The 15,725-nt window shown below is 38.3% G+C and carries 19 protein-coding genes; 16 read left to right on the top strand and 3 right to left on the bottom strand.

Going from position 1 to position 15,725, the window contains the following annotated elements; translation table 11 throughout:
• Positions 1-143: 143 nt before the first annotated feature.
• The 12 genes from FBF83_RS05810 (at position 144) to FBF83_RS05760 (ending at position 9,234) form a co-directional block, all read left to right on the top strand.
• Positions 144-557: a DoxX family protein gene (locus FBF83_RS05810; RefSeq protein WP_136946155.1), complete on the top strand. Its 414-nt coding sequence runs from the start codon at positions 144-146 to the stop codon at positions 555-557.
• Positions 558-1,123: 566 nt separating this feature from the next.
• Positions 1,124-1,339, top strand: coding sequence for a hypothetical protein (locus FBF83_RS05805; protein ID WP_338109118.1), 216 nt, complete (start codon positions 1,124-1,126; stop codon positions 1,337-1,339).
• A gap of 181 nt (positions 1,340-1,520) precedes the next feature.
• A complete protein-coding gene (locus FBF83_RS05800; RefSeq protein ID WP_136946153.1) occupies positions 1,521-1,973 on the top strand; it encodes a hypothetical protein in 453 nt (150 codons plus the stop codon).
• Between the two features lie 374 nt (positions 1,974-2,347).
• Complete coding sequence (locus FBF83_RS05795; RefSeq protein WP_136946152.1) at positions 2,348-2,530, top strand: hypothetical protein; 183 nt, start codon at positions 2,348-2,350, stop codon at positions 2,528-2,530.
• Between the two features lie 258 nt (positions 2,531-2,788).
• On the top strand, positions 2,789-2,962 hold the full coding sequence (locus FBF83_RS20745) for a hypothetical protein (protein WP_169525206.1): 174 nt from the start codon (positions 2,789-2,791) through the stop codon (positions 2,960-2,962).
• Between the two features lie 52 nt (positions 2,963-3,014).
• Entirely contained in the window at positions 3,015-3,554 is a 540-nt protein-coding gene (locus FBF83_RS05790) for a GNAT family N-acetyltransferase (protein WP_240688020.1), read from the top strand.
• Positions 3,555-3,640: 86 nt separating this feature from the next.
• Positions 3,641-4,069 (top strand): bleomycin resistance protein, encoded by a 429-nt coding sequence (locus tag FBF83_RS05785; protein ID WP_136946151.1) that lies wholly within the window; start codon positions 3,641-3,643, stop codon positions 4,067-4,069.
• A gap of 216 nt (positions 4,070-4,285) precedes the next feature.
• Complete coding sequence (locus FBF83_RS05780; RefSeq protein ID WP_169525205.1) at positions 4,286-5,548, top strand: MFS transporter; 1,263 nt, start codon at positions 4,286-4,288, stop codon at positions 5,546-5,548.
• A 26-nt stretch (positions 5,549-5,574) separates the two neighbouring features.
• Positions 5,575-6,024 (top strand): VOC family protein, encoded by a 450-nt coding sequence (locus FBF83_RS05775; RefSeq protein ID WP_136946500.1) that lies wholly within the window; start codon positions 5,575-5,577, stop codon positions 6,022-6,024.
• 19 nt (positions 6,025-6,043) lie between these two features.
• Entirely contained in the window at positions 6,044-6,766 is a 723-nt protein-coding gene (locus FBF83_RS05770; protein ID WP_136946149.1) for a glyoxalase, read from the top strand.
• Positions 6,767-6,940: 174 nt separating this feature from the next.
• Positions 6,941-8,353, top strand: coding sequence for an LVIVD repeat-containing protein (locus tag FBF83_RS05765; protein WP_136946148.1), 1,413 nt, complete (start codon positions 6,941-6,943; stop codon positions 8,351-8,353).
• Between the two features lie 407 nt (positions 8,354-8,760).
• Positions 8,761-9,234 (top strand): DinB family protein, encoded by a 474-nt coding sequence (locus tag FBF83_RS05760; RefSeq protein WP_136946147.1) that lies wholly within the window; start codon positions 8,761-8,763, stop codon positions 9,232-9,234.
• Between the two features lie 42 nt (positions 9,235-9,276).
• Here the strand turns inward: FBF83_RS05760 and FBF83_RS05755 are convergent, their stop codons facing one another.
• The 3 genes from FBF83_RS05755 to FBF83_RS05745 all read right to left on the bottom strand — a co-directional run bounded on the left by FBF83_RS05755 (position 9,277) and on the right by FBF83_RS05745 (position 11,672).
• Positions 9,277-9,663 (bottom strand): SRPBCC domain-containing protein, encoded by a 387-nt coding sequence (locus tag FBF83_RS05755; RefSeq protein ID WP_136946146.1) that lies wholly within the window; start codon positions 9,661-9,663, stop codon positions 9,277-9,279.
• Positions 9,664-9,725: 62 nt separating this feature from the next.
• The gene (locus FBF83_RS05750) at positions 9,726-10,304 is read right to left on the bottom strand and encodes a DNA-3-methyladenine glycosylase (RefSeq protein WP_136946145.1); all 579 of its coding nucleotides are present in this window, start codon (positions 10,302-10,304) and stop codon (positions 9,726-9,728) included.
• A gap of 303 nt (positions 10,305-10,607) precedes the next feature.
• Complete coding sequence (locus tag FBF83_RS05745; RefSeq protein ID WP_169525204.1) at positions 10,608-11,672, bottom strand: AbrB family transcriptional regulator; 1,065 nt, start codon at positions 11,670-11,672, stop codon at positions 10,608-10,610.
• A 217-nt stretch (positions 11,673-11,889) separates the two neighbouring features.
• Between FBF83_RS05745 and FBF83_RS05740 the strand changes: the two genes are divergently transcribed.
• The 4 genes from FBF83_RS05740 (at position 11,890) to FBF83_RS05725 (ending at position 15,722) form a co-directional block, all read left to right on the top strand.
• Positions 11,890-12,879, top strand: a complete 990-nt coding sequence (locus tag FBF83_RS05740) for a DUF6843 domain-containing protein (protein ID WP_136946143.1) — start codon at positions 11,890-11,892, stop codon at positions 12,877-12,879.
• A gap of 79 nt (positions 12,880-12,958) precedes the next feature.
• Entirely contained in the window at positions 12,959-13,552 is a 594-nt protein-coding gene (locus FBF83_RS05735; RefSeq protein WP_136946142.1) for a superoxide dismutase family protein, read from the top strand.
• Between the two features lie 263 nt (positions 13,553-13,815).
• On the top strand, positions 13,816-14,688 hold the full coding sequence (locus FBF83_RS05730) for an ABC transporter permease subunit (RefSeq protein WP_136946141.1): 873 nt from the start codon (positions 13,816-13,818) through the stop codon (positions 14,686-14,688).
• Positions 14,688-15,722 (top strand): ABC transporter permease subunit, encoded by a 1,035-nt coding sequence (locus tag FBF83_RS05725; protein ID WP_136946140.1) that lies wholly within the window; start codon positions 14,688-14,690, stop codon positions 15,720-15,722. The genes FBF83_RS05730 and FBF83_RS05725 overlap by 1 nt, the downstream gene beginning before the upstream one ends.
• Positions 15,723-15,725 lie beyond the last annotated feature (3 nt).

Raw genomic sequence — 15,725 nt, 5'->3', positions numbered from 1 at the left:
TTGCATATATAAATCTTTTTCTACACAGAAGTAGGCTATTCCTTTAAGTGAAGTAGGTCTTCTACAAGACATAAAGACGTTGCTAAGGAAGTATGTATATAGAAAGTAAGGTCATACGTTACTCTGAAAGAGGGGGAACAAATATGGAAAACACCATGTCTAAAAGTAGGATTTGGGTTGCCAAACTGATGAGCGGTATTGTTATTCTGTTAATGATTCTTGATAGCATGTCCAAATTTTATAAGCCTACTTCGGTTGTAGAAGGTACATTAGCGCTCGGTTATTCTGAACATCATCTATTGGTGATTGGTATCCTTGGCTTCCTATCTGCGCTTCTTTATGCACTACCTCGATCTTCCATTCTAGGTGCAGTGTTATTAACCGGTTATTTCGGTGGTGCAATCGCAACGCATATTCGATTAGATAATCCATTGTTTACTCATACACTATTTCCAGTCTACTTAGCCATCTTAGCCTGGGGAGGAATTTGGCTAAGAGATGCAAAACTTCGTGAGGTTTTTCCATGTAAAGAGTGTGAAAGTGCAAAAGAGAAATAACAAAAGGAGCAGTAAAGCAGCTTTTAAATAGACAAAATGGGACACTTATCTAACCGGTAGGTGTCTTAATTTGTTTATTGAAATAGGAATATAATGATGGAAGGAAGGGACATATTCAATTGTTGTAGAAGAATGAGAAGGAAGCTAAAGGTATTTTGAGTAAGGAAATTTTCGCTACAATTGTTCAAGTGAATGGTTGTCTAATAAGCGATACAAATAACAAGAAAACCATACAAAGAATGGTTAGAGGCAGTAACCCCTAACCGTTTTTTTTATAAGCAGGTGTGTTCAATCAAAGCCCCGATTGTTTAAATATCCTTTTTATCTAATTTAGTATGCCAGGAAAGCTGTTTCTTTAACAGATGAAATGAGTGAAGGTGAGTTTCAGGAGTGGCTAATGGAAGTGGAGAAAAAGAGTAAGGGGAATGAATAGATTAATTAATTATGAAATTTTATAGTGAAACTAGTTATGTAATAAATCTAAATATCCAAGTAGTCCAAGCGCCTATACCCCTCTAAATGCAGCCACATACACTATGGTGAATGGATTAGAGGGGGAGATTTGTTTGCAAAGACAGTTTGGATACGGTTATCATCATGGTCATGGTGGCTATTATCCAGGATATGGATTTCACCATGGTCACACTAGTTACTATCCAGGGTATGGTTTTCATCACGGTCAAGGTAGTTATTACCCGGGCTATGGTTATCATCATAGTCACACAGGGTATTATCCAGGTTACGGATTTCACCACGGCCACAGCAGCTATCACAGATCATAAGATTACTAATAACGTCATTCATAGAATCAGAAGCCGCCTTTTTAAGAATGGTGGTTTTTTGTGTTTTCAACTCTAACTTTTTTTATGGAGAACCTCATTTGTATTTACCGTTAAATGGTATTATTGAAGTGTGAATGATCATCGTTTTACCTGTATATCATGATTTTGGAGGAAGAGTGTATTGAACAATTTAAACCCGGATTTTATTTATCTTAGACCTGTGCTGATCGTAATCATTTTTTTTCTAGTCACGCTCCTTGCTATGGTTTTGTTTCGTAGCAAAAAAAAATTACTGAACCGATTCTCGTTTTTTAGTATTCTTTTTATCTGCCTAGTTCTATCTTCACTCACGATTGTTTGTGAAGGATATATCGTGGATGCATATGGCCTTGGTGGGGACGTTGTTTCGACTTATTTGTGGATGGCAATTGTAGCATTGTCTTTCATTTGTACGATTGTTTACTTGAAACGATCTAATTCAAAACCACAGCTGGGAAAGAAACAAGAACCAGGTTACTTTAAAGAGCTTCTTCTTGAAATTAGAGAAAGTATAATCGTTGAAGTAGTCATTACGATTGTCATGGCTATACCAAGAATGGTCATTCGTTTTTTTAGAAGCGTATCTTCATGGTAATCGTTAGATAAAATACTAAAGTTTTGTTGAGCTTTTTCTCGAAGGCTGTTTTCGTAAACATTGTTGCTATAAGAATGAGAGGGATTTCCGCTCCTACCCGCTTTCCTTGGGGCGGGACGCTTGAGCCTCCTCGGCGCACAAAAACATTGCGCCTGTGGGGTCTCACCTGTCCCGCTAGTCCCGCAGCCCGCAGGAGTCGAGCATCCTTCCGCTCCAATTAGCTAAGTGTGGATCTTTATACAAAACTTCTTTCAAAAGCAACAATCTTTTAGAAAAGAACCTTTTCGAAATACCAGATCGTCTTGTCTTTATTTTCTGAACTCTTGAAACCTCAGCTGAGGTTTATACGTAAAGGTAAGAAAGGGGTGATGAAAATGTCAGCAATCATTTTAATTCCGATCGTTATTATCTTATTTGCCATTGGTGCATCAAAGACAAACAATCGTGGTCATTCTGGTGGAGGAGATCATGCTACTTTTCATTCAGGCGGGTATAGTAGTTCGCACAACTGTGATAGCTTTGGAGGAGATGGCGGAGGATGTGGAGGGGGCGAATAAGCCTCTTTTTTTAGTTAGAAGATTATTTCTCCAATGTGGAGGCAATTAAAATGATAGGTAGAGTTTACATAGAGGTGTAAAGAAAAGTGGAAAGGAAGTAATCTTTTGAAGAACAACTTTTTATTCTTCTTAGTGATGTGTCTTTTAGTAAGTCAGTTAGCTGCCTGTGCTGCTAACCAGTCCGATAGTGGGGGGAAAACCGTTAGCGATTAAGAGGCTGAAGAGAAAAATATACTTTCAAAAGATGATGCTGAAGTTTTGGTTTACAATGAGCTTAGCACGGAAGAAAAAGAACGGTATACCGTTGACTATTTGAAAGAGGAAGGTACCAAATACATCATCAGAACTTATGAAGCTGTAAATGGAGAAATAAAAGTTCAAGATTACTATACTGTTGATTTTAAAACGAAAGAAGTTGTAATGGTAAAGTAGCTTATTGAATGAAGAGGTGTAGGTATTGACGATTCATAATAAATTTAAGGGCGTGGAAAGCTCGCGGTTACGGTTAAGGCCATTTCATGCTTTGGATTTGGACAACTTTGTCCGATACAGAGCGAATCCTAACGTCGCAAGGTACCAATCATGGGAGAACTTCACGAGAGAACAGGGAATGAAGTTCATAGAAGAAATGTTGCAAGCGTCCTTCAATAATCCAGGTGAATATTATCAGATTGCGATTGAATTAAAGGATACAAATGAACTAATTGGTGACTGTGTGATGCATCCCTTAACCGATGATCCAGCGCAGGTAGAAATCGGTTTTACTTTGGAGCCTCGTTATCAGGGAAATGGATATGCGATTGAAGCAATAAATTGTTTCGTAGATTATTTATTTACTGCTCTTAAAAAGCATCGAGTTATTGCTATTACGGATGTTAGAAACAAACCGTCCGTAAAGTTGTTAGAGAGGCTTGGAATGAGAAGAGAAGGACATTTTCTAAAGAACATATGGTTCAAAGGGGAATGGGGAAGTGAATATCTTTATGCTATTTTAAGAGAGGAATGGACGAATAAGCACGATTAGGAAATCCAGGTAAATGCCAAATATCGGGCAATGCCTGGTTTTTTATTATTTCACTAATAACGAAATTAAAGATGGAGGAAGCAATGATGTATAACTTAAATGCATTAATACCTGAGCTGTCAGTTTCAAGTATTGAACGTAGTATAGAATTCTATCTAGACGTCCTTTTGTTTGAGATGAACTATCAGCGACCTGAGGACAAATTCGCACTCTTATCTCTAGAAGGGTGTCAGATCATGCTCGAAGAAGTGAATGGTTACTGGGAGACCGGTGAACTCACTTATCCATATGGAAGAGGGGTTAATTTTCAAATCATAGTTCATGATATTAATTCGATATACGATAGTCTCAAAAAGAATAGTTATCCGATTAAATTCGATGTTGAGGAGAATTGGTACAGAGCGGATACGAAAATGAAAGGACAAAAGGAATTTTTAGTTATGGATCCTGATGGGTATTTATTAAGGTTTGTAGAAAATTTAGGTGAGAAAGAGATTGAGAGAAATACATTGTGAAACAACCGAGAATCCATAGGCTATGTAAAGAAAAATTGAACAGTCACAGTCATGAAAAAGCTGAAGAGTGATGCAATCATCTTCAGCTTTTTCTATATATCAAATGCTCTACCTCATTCAAAAGTTGTAGATAAGGTCAGTAGAATAGCTGATTTAGATTCATATCACTTTCGATTATGATTGATGTATATTCTCTTTTAAGTAGAGGTGGCAGTTTTGGATGCATATATTAAGCTAGTAAAGAATCACGATTATAGAAATTTCTTACTAGCAGCAACCGTTCTTAATTTAGGAAGAAAGCTTTCATGGGTAGCACTTGGATGGTTTGTGTATCAAGTGACAGGTTCAGCTCTTTCAATTGGAATTGTTATTTCGGCAGCTACCATCGCTCCTTTAGTATCGAGTATTTTTGTTGGAGGAATCCTCGACGAATATGATAGAAGATTCGTCATGGTTGCTGAAAATGCTGTAAGAGGCATTCTGCTTTCACTTATCCCATTTCTATACTGGTTTGATATCCTCACATTATGGATGATTGTAGTTGTAGTTTTCTTAAATGGTCTTCTCTCCTCTTTTACGACAATTGGTACTTCTTCAATCCTTCCTGAGTTCTTAGAAAGTAATGAATTAGAAAGAGGAAATGCTTTATTTACGATGACCGGACAAGTCGGTTCACTCATTGGTCCAGCGTTAGGAGGATTCAGTACGGCGCTATTCGGTGCTCCTTTAACGCTCTTGATCAATGTCCTTTGTTTCTTCTCAGCTTCCCTCTTGTACATAAGAATTCCTAGATCAGCTTATCAGGGAGAAATACAAAGAAAAACGAATGACAAATTAGCTGATAAGGTAAGCCGTTTCAAAAAAGATACGGTAGAAGGATTCGCTTTTATTAAGCATTATAATGTTCTCATCATGATTGCGCTCGTTACGTTTTTCTTTAACTTTACTTACGCACCTCTTGAACCGATGCTACCTGTTTATGTTGATCTAATTCTAAATGAAAATGCGGATACGCTTGGCATAATGTGGTCTGTTTTTGCGGTAGGCTCATTTATAGGTGCCATCGCATGGGTAAGGTTAGGTAGGAATTTCCCTTATTCGTTTGCACTAGGAACGATTATTATTCTTTGGGGACTTGTTCCTCTTAGCTTTGCATTCACTACTAATTCCTATGTCGTATATACACTCATGTTTATAGGAGGAATTGTTTTTTCACCTTACAATATCGTAGCCCCAACGTTGAAGCAGAAATTAGTACCCAATCGACTGCGAGGAAGGGTCTTTGGAGTATATGGTTTAATTGCCGGTTTGGGGTTTCCAATCGGCGTTTATCTAGGCGGGTTACTTGCAGAATATATCGGTGTAACTTTAACGATTATGACTGGAGGAATCCTAACCATTCTGTTAGGTGCCGTTGTGACAATGCATCCGAGTTTAAGGTTTAAAGAAGTGGGGTCATTAGACTACTTTATTAAATAGAAAAAGATAGGAAGAAGTGAATGTCTATGATAAAAGGGCTTTATGAAGCACATTTACCAATAAGTGATGTAACTGAGTCAATAGAATTTTACAAAAAACTAGGATTAGAATTGGCTCATCAAGGCGATGAAGTAACCTTTTTTTGGATTGAAAAGGGAAAGAGCTGGCTTGGTTTATGGAAGACAGATAAGGTTAAGACGCCTTATCACCCTTCTTTAAGGCATATCGCTTTATATGTTGAGTTAGAAGGCTTACTGGATGCAAATGAATGGTTAAATGAAAGAGGGATTGAAGTTAGAACAGCGTTTAATTTTAAATCAGACCAACAACCAATTGTACTACCTAATTATCCCCAATCACACGCTGCTATCTATTTTGATGATCCAGATGGAAACTCTTTAGAATTAATAACACCATTAAAATTAGATGATGAGATAGATTTTGAGATGATGGAGCTGAGAGATTGGACCAAGTAAAGGTTTAGGAGGACATGCCTTGTATATTAACAAACTCACACTTTATAGTCATGTTGTAAATGATCTGAGAGATTTCTATGTTGAAAAGTTTGGTTTTAGATTAGTAAAAAGTGACAAAAGTGGTTTTGAAATTAAGGTTGGAAAAAGTGTATTAGCATTTAAACAAACTACAAATTCAACTACCCCATTCTATCACTTTGCTTTTACGATTCCTGTTAATAAATTTAAAGAAGCAAAGGCTTGGGCTAAAGAAAAAGTGACTTTAACAAAAGAAGAAAATAAAGATGAGATCTTCTTTATGCATATAAATGCGCAGTCTTTTTATTTTATTGATCCAGCGGGTAACATTGTAGAATTGATCTCTAGAAAATTGACGGCCCCTTGTAGTGAAACTCTAGGATTTTCAGTTGAGGAAATCCTGACTATAAGCGAGATTAATCTTACTACGACAAAGGTAGATTCAGTAGGGGAAGAATTATTGGCGTTTGGGATTCCTGTAAGAGATGACGAACCACTTCAGAATGATTCACTTAATTTCTTGGGAGAAGCGGAGGGCGGTTCATTTATCCTATTAGGACCTGCAAACAGACGCTGGATCTTCTCCAATCAGTATTCAGTACCTTATCCTCTTATTATTGAAGTTGATAATATAAAGCAAATTGAGTTAAATGGCAGAGGAGAAGTTCATTTGAGTTATAAAAAGAGGTCAGTCCCCCAGCGCTTTAACGCACTGGGGGACTGACCTCTTTTTAGTAGTTTTCTCACAAATTTAAAACAGAACACGCCACCTCTTTAGTCCTGTTTCCAATAATTAAGGTAGTTCTTTGGGGTTATTTTCCATAATAAACATTTAATATAAAATAAATCATGCTAGTATTTAAATTATTAAACTATTTTGACAATGGAGGTTGATGTATTGAAAAGTAGGTACATAGTAAAGACGGCGTTGACCGGTGTTCTAGCTTTTTCGATTGTTCTCCCTAGTCAGGCACTCGCACATGATGAAATTGGTGATGTAAATATTGAGAAAGGCGAGCGTGCGAATTATGAGGATGTTGCTGCACCAGTTATGGAAGGAAGTAAAAACCTTAAGTTCTTAAAAGAAGTGGCAGCTCCGGAGATGAATATAGTACGTAAAGACGGGAAGCAAAATTCATTTGCTGATGTATATGCTCACAAAGGATACGCTTACGTAGGGACACATGTCCAGAATAATGGAAATGGTGGAGTTCGTGTATTCGATATGAAGGATCCTGCAAACCCTGAAGAGATTGCTGTATTTGCGAATGACGATATTCCAGGAACTTGGCAAGAGAAAGTAATCGTTAAATCAATCAGCACGCCGGAATTTAAAGGTGATTTAGCAGTTGTTTCTGTACAGCAGCTAAATAAAAGCAATCCAGAATCAAAAGGTGGCTTTCTTCTATATGACGTTACAAATCCTGAAAGCCCTAAGAAACTTGGTTTCTGGGAAGTAACGAAGAAAACGAGAGGCACACACGAATTGTATTTAACTACACAGGGAAATCGAACGGTGGTTGTAGCTGCCAACCCTTATGCTGATTACTACAGTCATGGGGAAGAAAAAGACTTTCAAATTGTTGATGTGACAGATCCATCGAACCCTGAAACGCTTTGGCAGTTTGACCCAAGAACGCTTCCTGAAGTAGCGGATGATTTCAACGGCTATGCCTGGAAATCACCGGATGGGAAGACACGCCCACTTTTCAATCATAGTACAATGGTTGATGAAACTGGAAAGTACGCCTATGTTTCCATGTGGGATCTTGGAACCGTTATGTTCGATATTTCCAACCCTGAGAATCCTGAATACCTTGGAAGAACAGACTTTGCTTCTGATCAGCAGGGCTCGGCACACTCTGCAACACTTGCAAAAGGTGGTACGATTCTAATTGAAACGCGTGAAGTCTATAATCCTGTTAAAGAAGGATATGAGGAAGCTTATGGGTATACGCGAATTTTTGATATTAAAGATAAAACCAATCCGAAGCTCTTGAGCGAATTCAAAACAGAATTAACGTATGATATTCCTGAAGAAAACAATATAACATTTGCAAAAACAGTTCATGATCCTAAAGTACGTGGAAATACACTTTACCTTTCTCACTATGCTGGAGGAGTTGTAGCAGTAGACATTACGAATCCTTCTGATCCGACGGAAATTGCGCGATATACACCTGAGCAATCTGATATCTGGGGTGTCTTCGTTGACCGAAATTACATCCTAGCATCAGATATCGGAAGCGGATTAAAAGTGCTACAGACGAACGGAAACAAACAGAAAGATCAATCGGTTCCGCAGTCTTAAAGCGGATCCAGTAAAACGGGGTAGATAGATGTAGCGCTATGCTACGTTATCTATTCCTTTTTTTATCCTATTGATTAATCACTTAGAAAGATGAGGAAGGATGGAATTACTCTTTTACATGGGAATGTTAGATGAAGTAGAGGGTCCTGTGACAAATGTAGCTAGCAAGTTTATAAACGCAAAGTGTCGTTTAAGAGTTCATTTTTTGTACCACCCAGATATCAATAAACCACTTAAGATAGGATAAATAGCTAGGAAAGGTAATAAATCCAGCAAGCGAATTCTGCCTGAATATATCAGAACTTATGGTACAATTCAGTTGAGTTACATCAGTTTCCTTAAAAGAATTTGGTGTTAGAAAAGGTACATAGGGTTGATGATTAAAATAGGAAGAGGTGTTTGTAAGAATGGAAAACAATGTAATGAAACAATTCGAAATGACAAGAACATTCCTTTTAATGGGTGCAGAAAAGATTACAGAAGAGCATGCTGATCTTATTCCTGAAGGGTTTCCAAACTCGTTACGCTGGCAGCTTGGTCACGTATATGTAGCTTTAGAGCAACTCCTTTTTCTTCAAACAGGAGAAAAAGCGAACTTACCAGAAGGGTATGGTGAGATGTTCTCACGTGGGACCAGCCCGAAAGACTGGACAACGGAGCCACCAAAACTTGATGAGCTGAAGTCGAACTTATCTGCACAACTAGGACGATTGAAAGAAACGTTCCAGGGGCGTCTAGAAGATGAGATTCCACAACCATTCAAGGTAGGTCCATATGAATTGACTACAATCGGTGAAGTGCTACTGTTTGCTATATACCATGAAAGTGAACACAACGGATGTATGAAGGGATTAAAGAACAGCATCAAGGGAGCAAGCTAAACAGGGAAAGAGGCTGACCATTGCGGTCAGCCTCTTTTCTAGTTAACTGAAATACTTCTCTAGTCTAGACCAGTAATGCTCTTTCCATCCGCCTATCAAGTCATCTTCGTATTGTTCTGGGAAACCAATATGATCAAAAACGAGCAATGTTTGATCTCCATCAGCTTTCAGATCAAATTTCACAATCGAATAATCTCCAGCATCCCAGTTGTTCGCACGCCATGCCTGAACAATGCGTTCATTTGGTACAAGTTCAACTGTCATTCCTTCAATCTCACCCTCAAAAAGGGAGAAAACTCCACCTGCATTTGGCTCAATTCTGGCATGTGCTCCCGTAGCTTCGGAAAATTTCTCTGAATCCAGTAGTGTGTTATACAGATGTTCCGGCGTTGTTTTGTAAGTCAGTTCCTCATGAATGATATTAGACATGATGATTCCTCCAAAGAAGTAAGATTTACTATCTTTTAATGATTCCAACTATTGCATTATTCCTACCTCGACACATACTTATTCCCAGTTACCCAGAATCGGTATAGATAGTCCCTAGCTTCACCAGAATTATCAATGCCGATTCGTTTGCCTTCAGAGATTTGCTCAGGATGGTAGCCGCTCTGAATATAGAGGGGAGCTCGCATTAAGGCATGACCGTAATCACTAGGATCTATCCCAAGAGCTTTCGATAATTTACCAGGGCCATTGGTCCATTCCTTCTGCTTTCGACCAGCTCTTCGCTTCTCCATTAAATCTAAACCACCAACAGGTTCAACTGCACGAATTAAAACGGCTTCCGGATTTCCAATGTCACCACTCACAACATTAAATAAACAATGCGTGTGCATAACATACGTATAAGCATTCCCAGCAGGACCAAACATTATTTCTGTGCGCTTTGTTCGTTTGTTGTTAAAGCTATGAGCTGCTCGGTCTTCAGCTCCTAAATAGGCTTCGGTTTCAACAATATAACCGGAGGCTAGTCCTTCTTCAGTTTCTTTAACCAATTCACATCCCAGTAAAGCTTTTGCTAGATCTAACGTAGGTTGCTGATAGAATTCTCTTGATAAAATTGGCATGAGCAGCTCCTTTCTGGTCTTGTTAGTAAGAAATTAGTGTACTAATAACATTTAAGCATTAGTTTCCACAAGTTATTGATCAATAAACGAGCTAAGCACAGTGTTTATCGGCGATATTTTGGATATATCCGCGAAAACCGATTTTTATCCGCGAGTTTCTAAATATATCCGCGAAAACGAGAATATATCCGCGATTTCACATTTTCAACAAATTGAATGAAACTGCATTAGGTATTTAGTAGTGGCATCATGAAGATGTGTTTATGTTCATTTTTCATCCAACAACGACAAAGACATGCTTTTCTATATTCTGTTTTCGGACTCGTTACCTTCCTTCGATACGAGAAAAGGAACGAGCGCTGGGATAATAAGAATCAAAACGAGTAATCGAATAACCTGCATGGCAGCTACTACACTTCCGTCAAGCTCAAGTGAGGCGGCAACCGACGCCATCTGTGGTGCACCAGCTGGAACAATAGCCAGTAGACTTGTGATGAAATCAACTGGGGTCATCAAATAGAAGACGAACGTCACCACAAATGTGAGGAAGAAAAAAGCGAGTAGAATACCAACGCTTGTCCATCCAATATTTTTAATGTCAGAGAGCGAACGACGATCAAACCGCACTCCGATCATGACTCCAAGCATCGCCATTCCAATCCCAACGCCAAGGTTTGGCATCGAAGGTAATGGCTGAACGAAGGCATGAAAGAGAAAAGCAAGCAAGATTGAATAAAGAAAGGGAGCGATTGGGATTCGCCACTTTTTAGCTATAACTAGAGTTATCCCGATTAGAAGTAGGTAACAGAGTATAGCCAAGGGTAAAGGCAACGTATCCTGCGCAACTTTTCCTAGTCCGCTTGATTCCACTTCTTTTGTAGAAAGGAAAGATGTCATTAGTCCAGCGACAATTGGAATCGTTGCAACGAGCATCATAATTCGCACCGTTTGGAATGCTGCAACAATGCCAAGGTCCGCTTTATACTCTCGACTTAACGCCATCATGACAGAGGCTCCTGCTGGTAAACAGCAGAATAACGCCGTTTTCGCATCAAGATTCGAATAGCGACCAAGAATCTTTCCTAATATCCAGCTAGCTACTAACAGAATGATCATCGACACTGCAAGTGGAAGTAAATAGCTAGCGACTTCTTTAAACATCGAGATTTTGATGCTTATCCCGATACTCACCCCGATAACAGCGAGAGAAAGATCAAATAGAAGATTAGGATACGTTATATCGTTAATCATGAGGCGGTAGAAAACACCAACGATCATCGCCCCTAATAACCAGCCGGCAGGGATACCCATGAGATCGAATAGAAATCCTGTCCCAAATGCAATCAGTAGTAGTATAACTTTTATCATATGAACAGCACCTTTGTTTGTGTAAGCAGTTTTATCGCACGTGCAGCAACATGCTCCGTATTCAAGTAAGTTTAGCATAAAGGGTAGGAACAATTCACAGGAACCAGCTTAAGAAATTGGTAGAGAAGCGGGACGAATTAAACCTACTGTGGTAAACTTTATGTGAAAACAATCACAAACTATATGCTTATTACTTAAAAAGGGAAGGAGGGGTTTGATGGTATCAATTAAGAGGAAATTACTAGCTGCCCTTTGCTCTACATTATTAATGGGCTTGTTTTTCAGTTTGTCAATTGATGGTGAGTCTGATGGTGCGGTTGAATTTATCTTTGTTATTCTAATATTTAGTGGAATTGGAACTTTTACTTATGGTCTTCTGACATCGATGTTATCTGATATTCTATCTGAAAAAATAGCAAGAATACGATTTCTAGTGGCAGGTCTTATTCACCTTGCTTGTGGTGCGCTCACGTTTTTTATTATTGGTGGTTACGGGTTTTTCGCATTATGTGCAGCAGCTCTCTTTTTTATTTCAGATGAAGTGCTAAATTTCAGAATACGATCATGGAGTCCTAAAGGATTTGCCTTTCAGCTCACGATACTGATCATACTAGGAGTTGGTGCTTGGCAGCTCATGCAAATTGAAGATACAAACGAGAACGAAGCAGAAACAAACAATACATACTTAATTCCTGAAGGCTTTGAAGGAACAATACTTACACTGTACAATATTCCAGGCAAACCTCCTTTAATGAAACGTGATGGAAATACGCTGATTCCAGTTGCGAAAAAGCAGTTTCTTGATGGATTAGAATCTTTTGAGTACGGCATTACCTTAACATCAACAGAAGAGATAGAAACGGGGATAACCACCTACAACTACTTCTATGTAAGTGAAGAAGGGAAGCGGTCACATATTCCACAAGAATGCATTAACTTTGGAGGAGGAGGGAGCTTTACAAAAAATAGTGGTCAAGAAATGAGGTATGTTCGAATTCAAGTTACAAAAAGCGACTGTGGAGAGATGTTTTTGGTAAATGGAAGCAACCGATTTGATCGTCAAAGACAAGAGGTCTTTTCCTACTGGCAAGATCTTTTAGTAGATCTTGTCATCCCTTTTCACTATAACGCTCTTTCTTCGCATGTGCCTAAAGGCTCGATTCCAATGAATGCTCATAGGAAAATGGATGGAATCCCCAATTTTTGAGTTTCAAAACCAACCTATAAGGGTTAGGGTGTATATGAAGAAATGAAGAAATGAAGAAATGAAGAAAGGGGATAACAAGATGAAACGATGGACCGTTCTTTTCGCAATGTTAACTATTCTTCTTGTACTAACTGCTTGCAACACATCGAATGGCGAAAATTCGTCAGGTTCTGAGAACAACGGAACAATGGATAACGAAGAGCAACAAACTGAGGAAACGAAGGAAAGCATTACAGTGGACATGATGAATCAAGAAGGTGAAAAAGTCGGAACGGCTGAGCTGGAACAACAGGAAGATGGAACGTTGATTCAACTAGACGCTTCAAACCTACCTGAAGGAACGCACGGGTTTCATATTCATGAAACCGGGTCATGTGAAGCACCTGACTTTAAATCGGCTGGTGGACACTTTAATCCCGCAAATGCCGATCACGGAACAATGTCTGAAGATGGGCCACATGCTGGTGATATGGAGAATATTGAGGTAAGTGCTGACGGCACGATTCAAAAGGAAGTTGTGAATGAGAAAGTGACGCTCGAAGCTGGGAAAGACAATTCATTACTTAAAGAAGGCGGAACAGCACTTGTTATTCATGCTGGCGCAGATGACAACAGTTCACAGCCGTCTGGTGATGCTGGGGATCGGATTGCTTGTGGCGTGATTGTTGAATAGTAAAATGAAACGCTCTCCGTCATTACGGAGGCGTTTTTTTATGTGGAAAGTAAAACTGTCATCCAATCGCTCTGGATAGTGCAGGGCTTTGCATTTACAATATTGGGAAACATATGCACAAAAACACTACTTAATTATGGATTAAATGCGTATATTTCCCAATACAAATCATTGCAGTTCTTGTATATACTAATAATTGTAAGAAAATTCTATTAATAATAAATACATCAAAGGTGATTTAGTTATAGGACAGGAGCGGTTTTTTGGCTAAGAATGTTTTATATCAGCTCATAAAATTTTTTCTGGTAATCATAGGGATCATTATTGTTTCATCTTTTCTAGGAATGTTTATTAACGGATTTGCTTTTGGGTGGGGGAGTTTCCAAAGTAATCTTGTTCTAACAACTAAATCTCTACTAAACCCCAAAGAAATGATAGCTGAAACGATTTATGAACAAACAGAATTTCGTGTTTTCCCGACATTTTGGAACTACTATAATTATTCCATTACAATCTTATTGGCTGCATTTTTTGTAACGGTCTTTAGTGGGATTGGACTTTCGTACATAAGCTATATCCTTCCGAAAAAAATCACTAGACCATTTGCTAATTCGCTGTCTTTTTTGGAAGCGCTACCAGATATTTTTGTAATTTTTGTAGTGCAATACATAACAATTTTGATTTATAAGCATACGGACATCTTATTATTCTCAGTTGCAGGTTCTTACGAGAGGGTATATCTACTTCCAATTATTATTTTGGCGTTTCTTCCTTCATTGTTCTTTTGGAAAGTGTCTGTTTTAATGGTTCATCAAGAATTGGAAAAGCCATATGTAACCTTGGCTATAGGAAAAGGCATGGGGAAGACTGTCATTTTCGGTTATCACATAATGAGAAACGCTGCATTTGGATTAATGAACCACATAAAGCCGATCATTTGGATACTCTTATCTAACTTGATCATCTTGGAAAGATTATTTAATGTTTATGGAATTTCTCACTTTATTTTAGAATTTCCGAGTCCTCAAACTCTAGCACTAAGCTTAATTATGATTTATATCCCATTTTTTGTGATTTTAACCGTTTCTCAGATTTCAATCTCTAAACTATTTGGAAAGGAGGAGATTGGAACCTAATGGGGACGAATATAATTTCCAATCAGAAATTTTTGCTAGGTTCATCTGTCCTAATCATCTTGTTCTTTTCGAGCATGGGGTATTACTTCATTGCAGGGGATGCAATTCCAGAAGTAGATTTACTTTACAACGAAAAGCAGGAGTTACTATCTCCTCCTTATAGCCCAGTAGAGCACCCTCCATTCGGAACAGATAACTTTAGTCGAGACTTGTTTTTTGTGATTTTAACCGGGGCGAAATACACCTTAGGTGGAGCGTTAATCATTGCATTAGTGAGATTGTTAGTCTCTCTCTTAATCGGGCTTGTGATAAGAATTTATTTAGGTAAGTTAAAGAAAATCATTGTTTGGAGCGTTGAGGCCTTTAATTATTTTCCAGCCGTATTACTTAGTTATTTTCTATTAAGCTGGTTTTTGTTATTTGAATTTCATTTTACTCAGAGCTTTTCATTAACGTTTAATGAGCGAGTAATCATTAGCTTGGTTGTATTAATAATCGTTTCCCTACCAACTACCACAGTATTAATTATCAATGAAACGGATCGTATACTTACATTTGAATTTATTGAAGGAGTGAGAAGTCTTGGTGGCAGAAGATTTCATATTCTAATCAAGCATATTATTCCGCATTTAAAACCACAGCTATTCGTTGTTTTCATTAGAGAATATATACAAACACTATTATTAATGGCACATCTAGGTATATTAAATGTGTTTATCGGAGGCTCGGTACCCAAAGCCGATCACTTCCAAATTTCGCGGTTTGTATCGTTATCGAATGAATGGTCGGGATTGATTGGGAATTGGTGGCAATTTATTTGGACCGGTTACCCATGGATTACATTTCTACCTGTATTTTTTTTTACGGTCTCCATCCTGTCCGCTAAATTAGCTCTTAGAGGGGTGGAGGAGAATATGTTATCAGTGAAATCAAGTTCAGATTCAAAGAGGGACACCGATATTAAGTCTATAGAGAGTGGTAGTCCCTTTCATTTATTAAAACAAAATGAAAGTTCCGAAACTGAGGGGAGGTGAAAA

Source organism: Guptibacillus hwajinpoensis (genome assembly GCF_005144865.1).
Taxonomy (GTDB): domain Bacteria; phylum Bacillota; class Bacilli; order Bacillales; family Guptibacillaceae; genus Guptibacillus; species Guptibacillus hwajinpoensis_A.
This window is presented reverse-complemented; position numbering and strand designations above follow the sequence as displayed.

Bases quoted from the DNA above. Each gene is read 5' to 3' on its own strand.
- FBF83_RS05775 (WP_136946500.1), top strand. From the start codon at position 5,575: ATGATAAAAGGGCTTTATGAAGCACATTTACCAATAAGTGATGTAACT.
- FBF83_RS05735 (WP_136946142.1), top strand. From the start codon at position 12,959: ATGAAACGATGGACCGTTCTTTTCGCAATGTTAACTATTCTTCTTGTA.
- FBF83_RS05745 (WP_169525204.1), bottom strand. From the start codon at position 11,672: ATGATAAAAGTTATACTACTACTGATTGCATTTGGGACAGGATTTCTA.
- FBF83_RS05795 (WP_136946152.1), top strand. From the start codon at position 2,348: ATGTCAGCAATCATTTTAATTCCGATCGTTATTATCTTATTTGCCATT.
- FBF83_RS05740 (WP_136946143.1), top strand. From the start codon at position 11,890: ATGGTATCAATTAAGAGGAAATTACTAGCTGCCCTTTGCTCTACATTA.
- FBF83_RS05810 (WP_136946155.1), top strand. From the start codon at position 144: ATGGAAAACACCATGTCTAAAAGTAGGATTTGGGTTGCCAAACTGATG.
- FBF83_RS05785 (WP_136946151.1), top strand. From the start codon at position 3,641: ATGTATAACTTAAATGCATTAATACCTGAGCTGTCAGTTTCAAGTATT.
- FBF83_RS05750 (WP_136946145.1), bottom strand. From the start codon at position 10,304: ATGCCAATTTTATCAAGAGAATTCTATCAGCAACCTACGTTAGATCTA.
- FBF83_RS05725 (WP_136946140.1), top strand. From the start codon at position 14,688: ATGGGGACGAATATAATTTCCAATCAGAAATTTTTGCTAGGTTCATCT.
- FBF83_RS05755 (WP_136946146.1), bottom strand. From the start codon at position 9,663: ATGTCTAATATCATTCATGAGGAACTGACTTACAAAACAACGCCGGAA.
- FBF83_RS05760 (WP_136946147.1), top strand. From the start codon at position 8,761: ATGGAAAACAATGTAATGAAACAATTCGAAATGACAAGAACATTCCTT.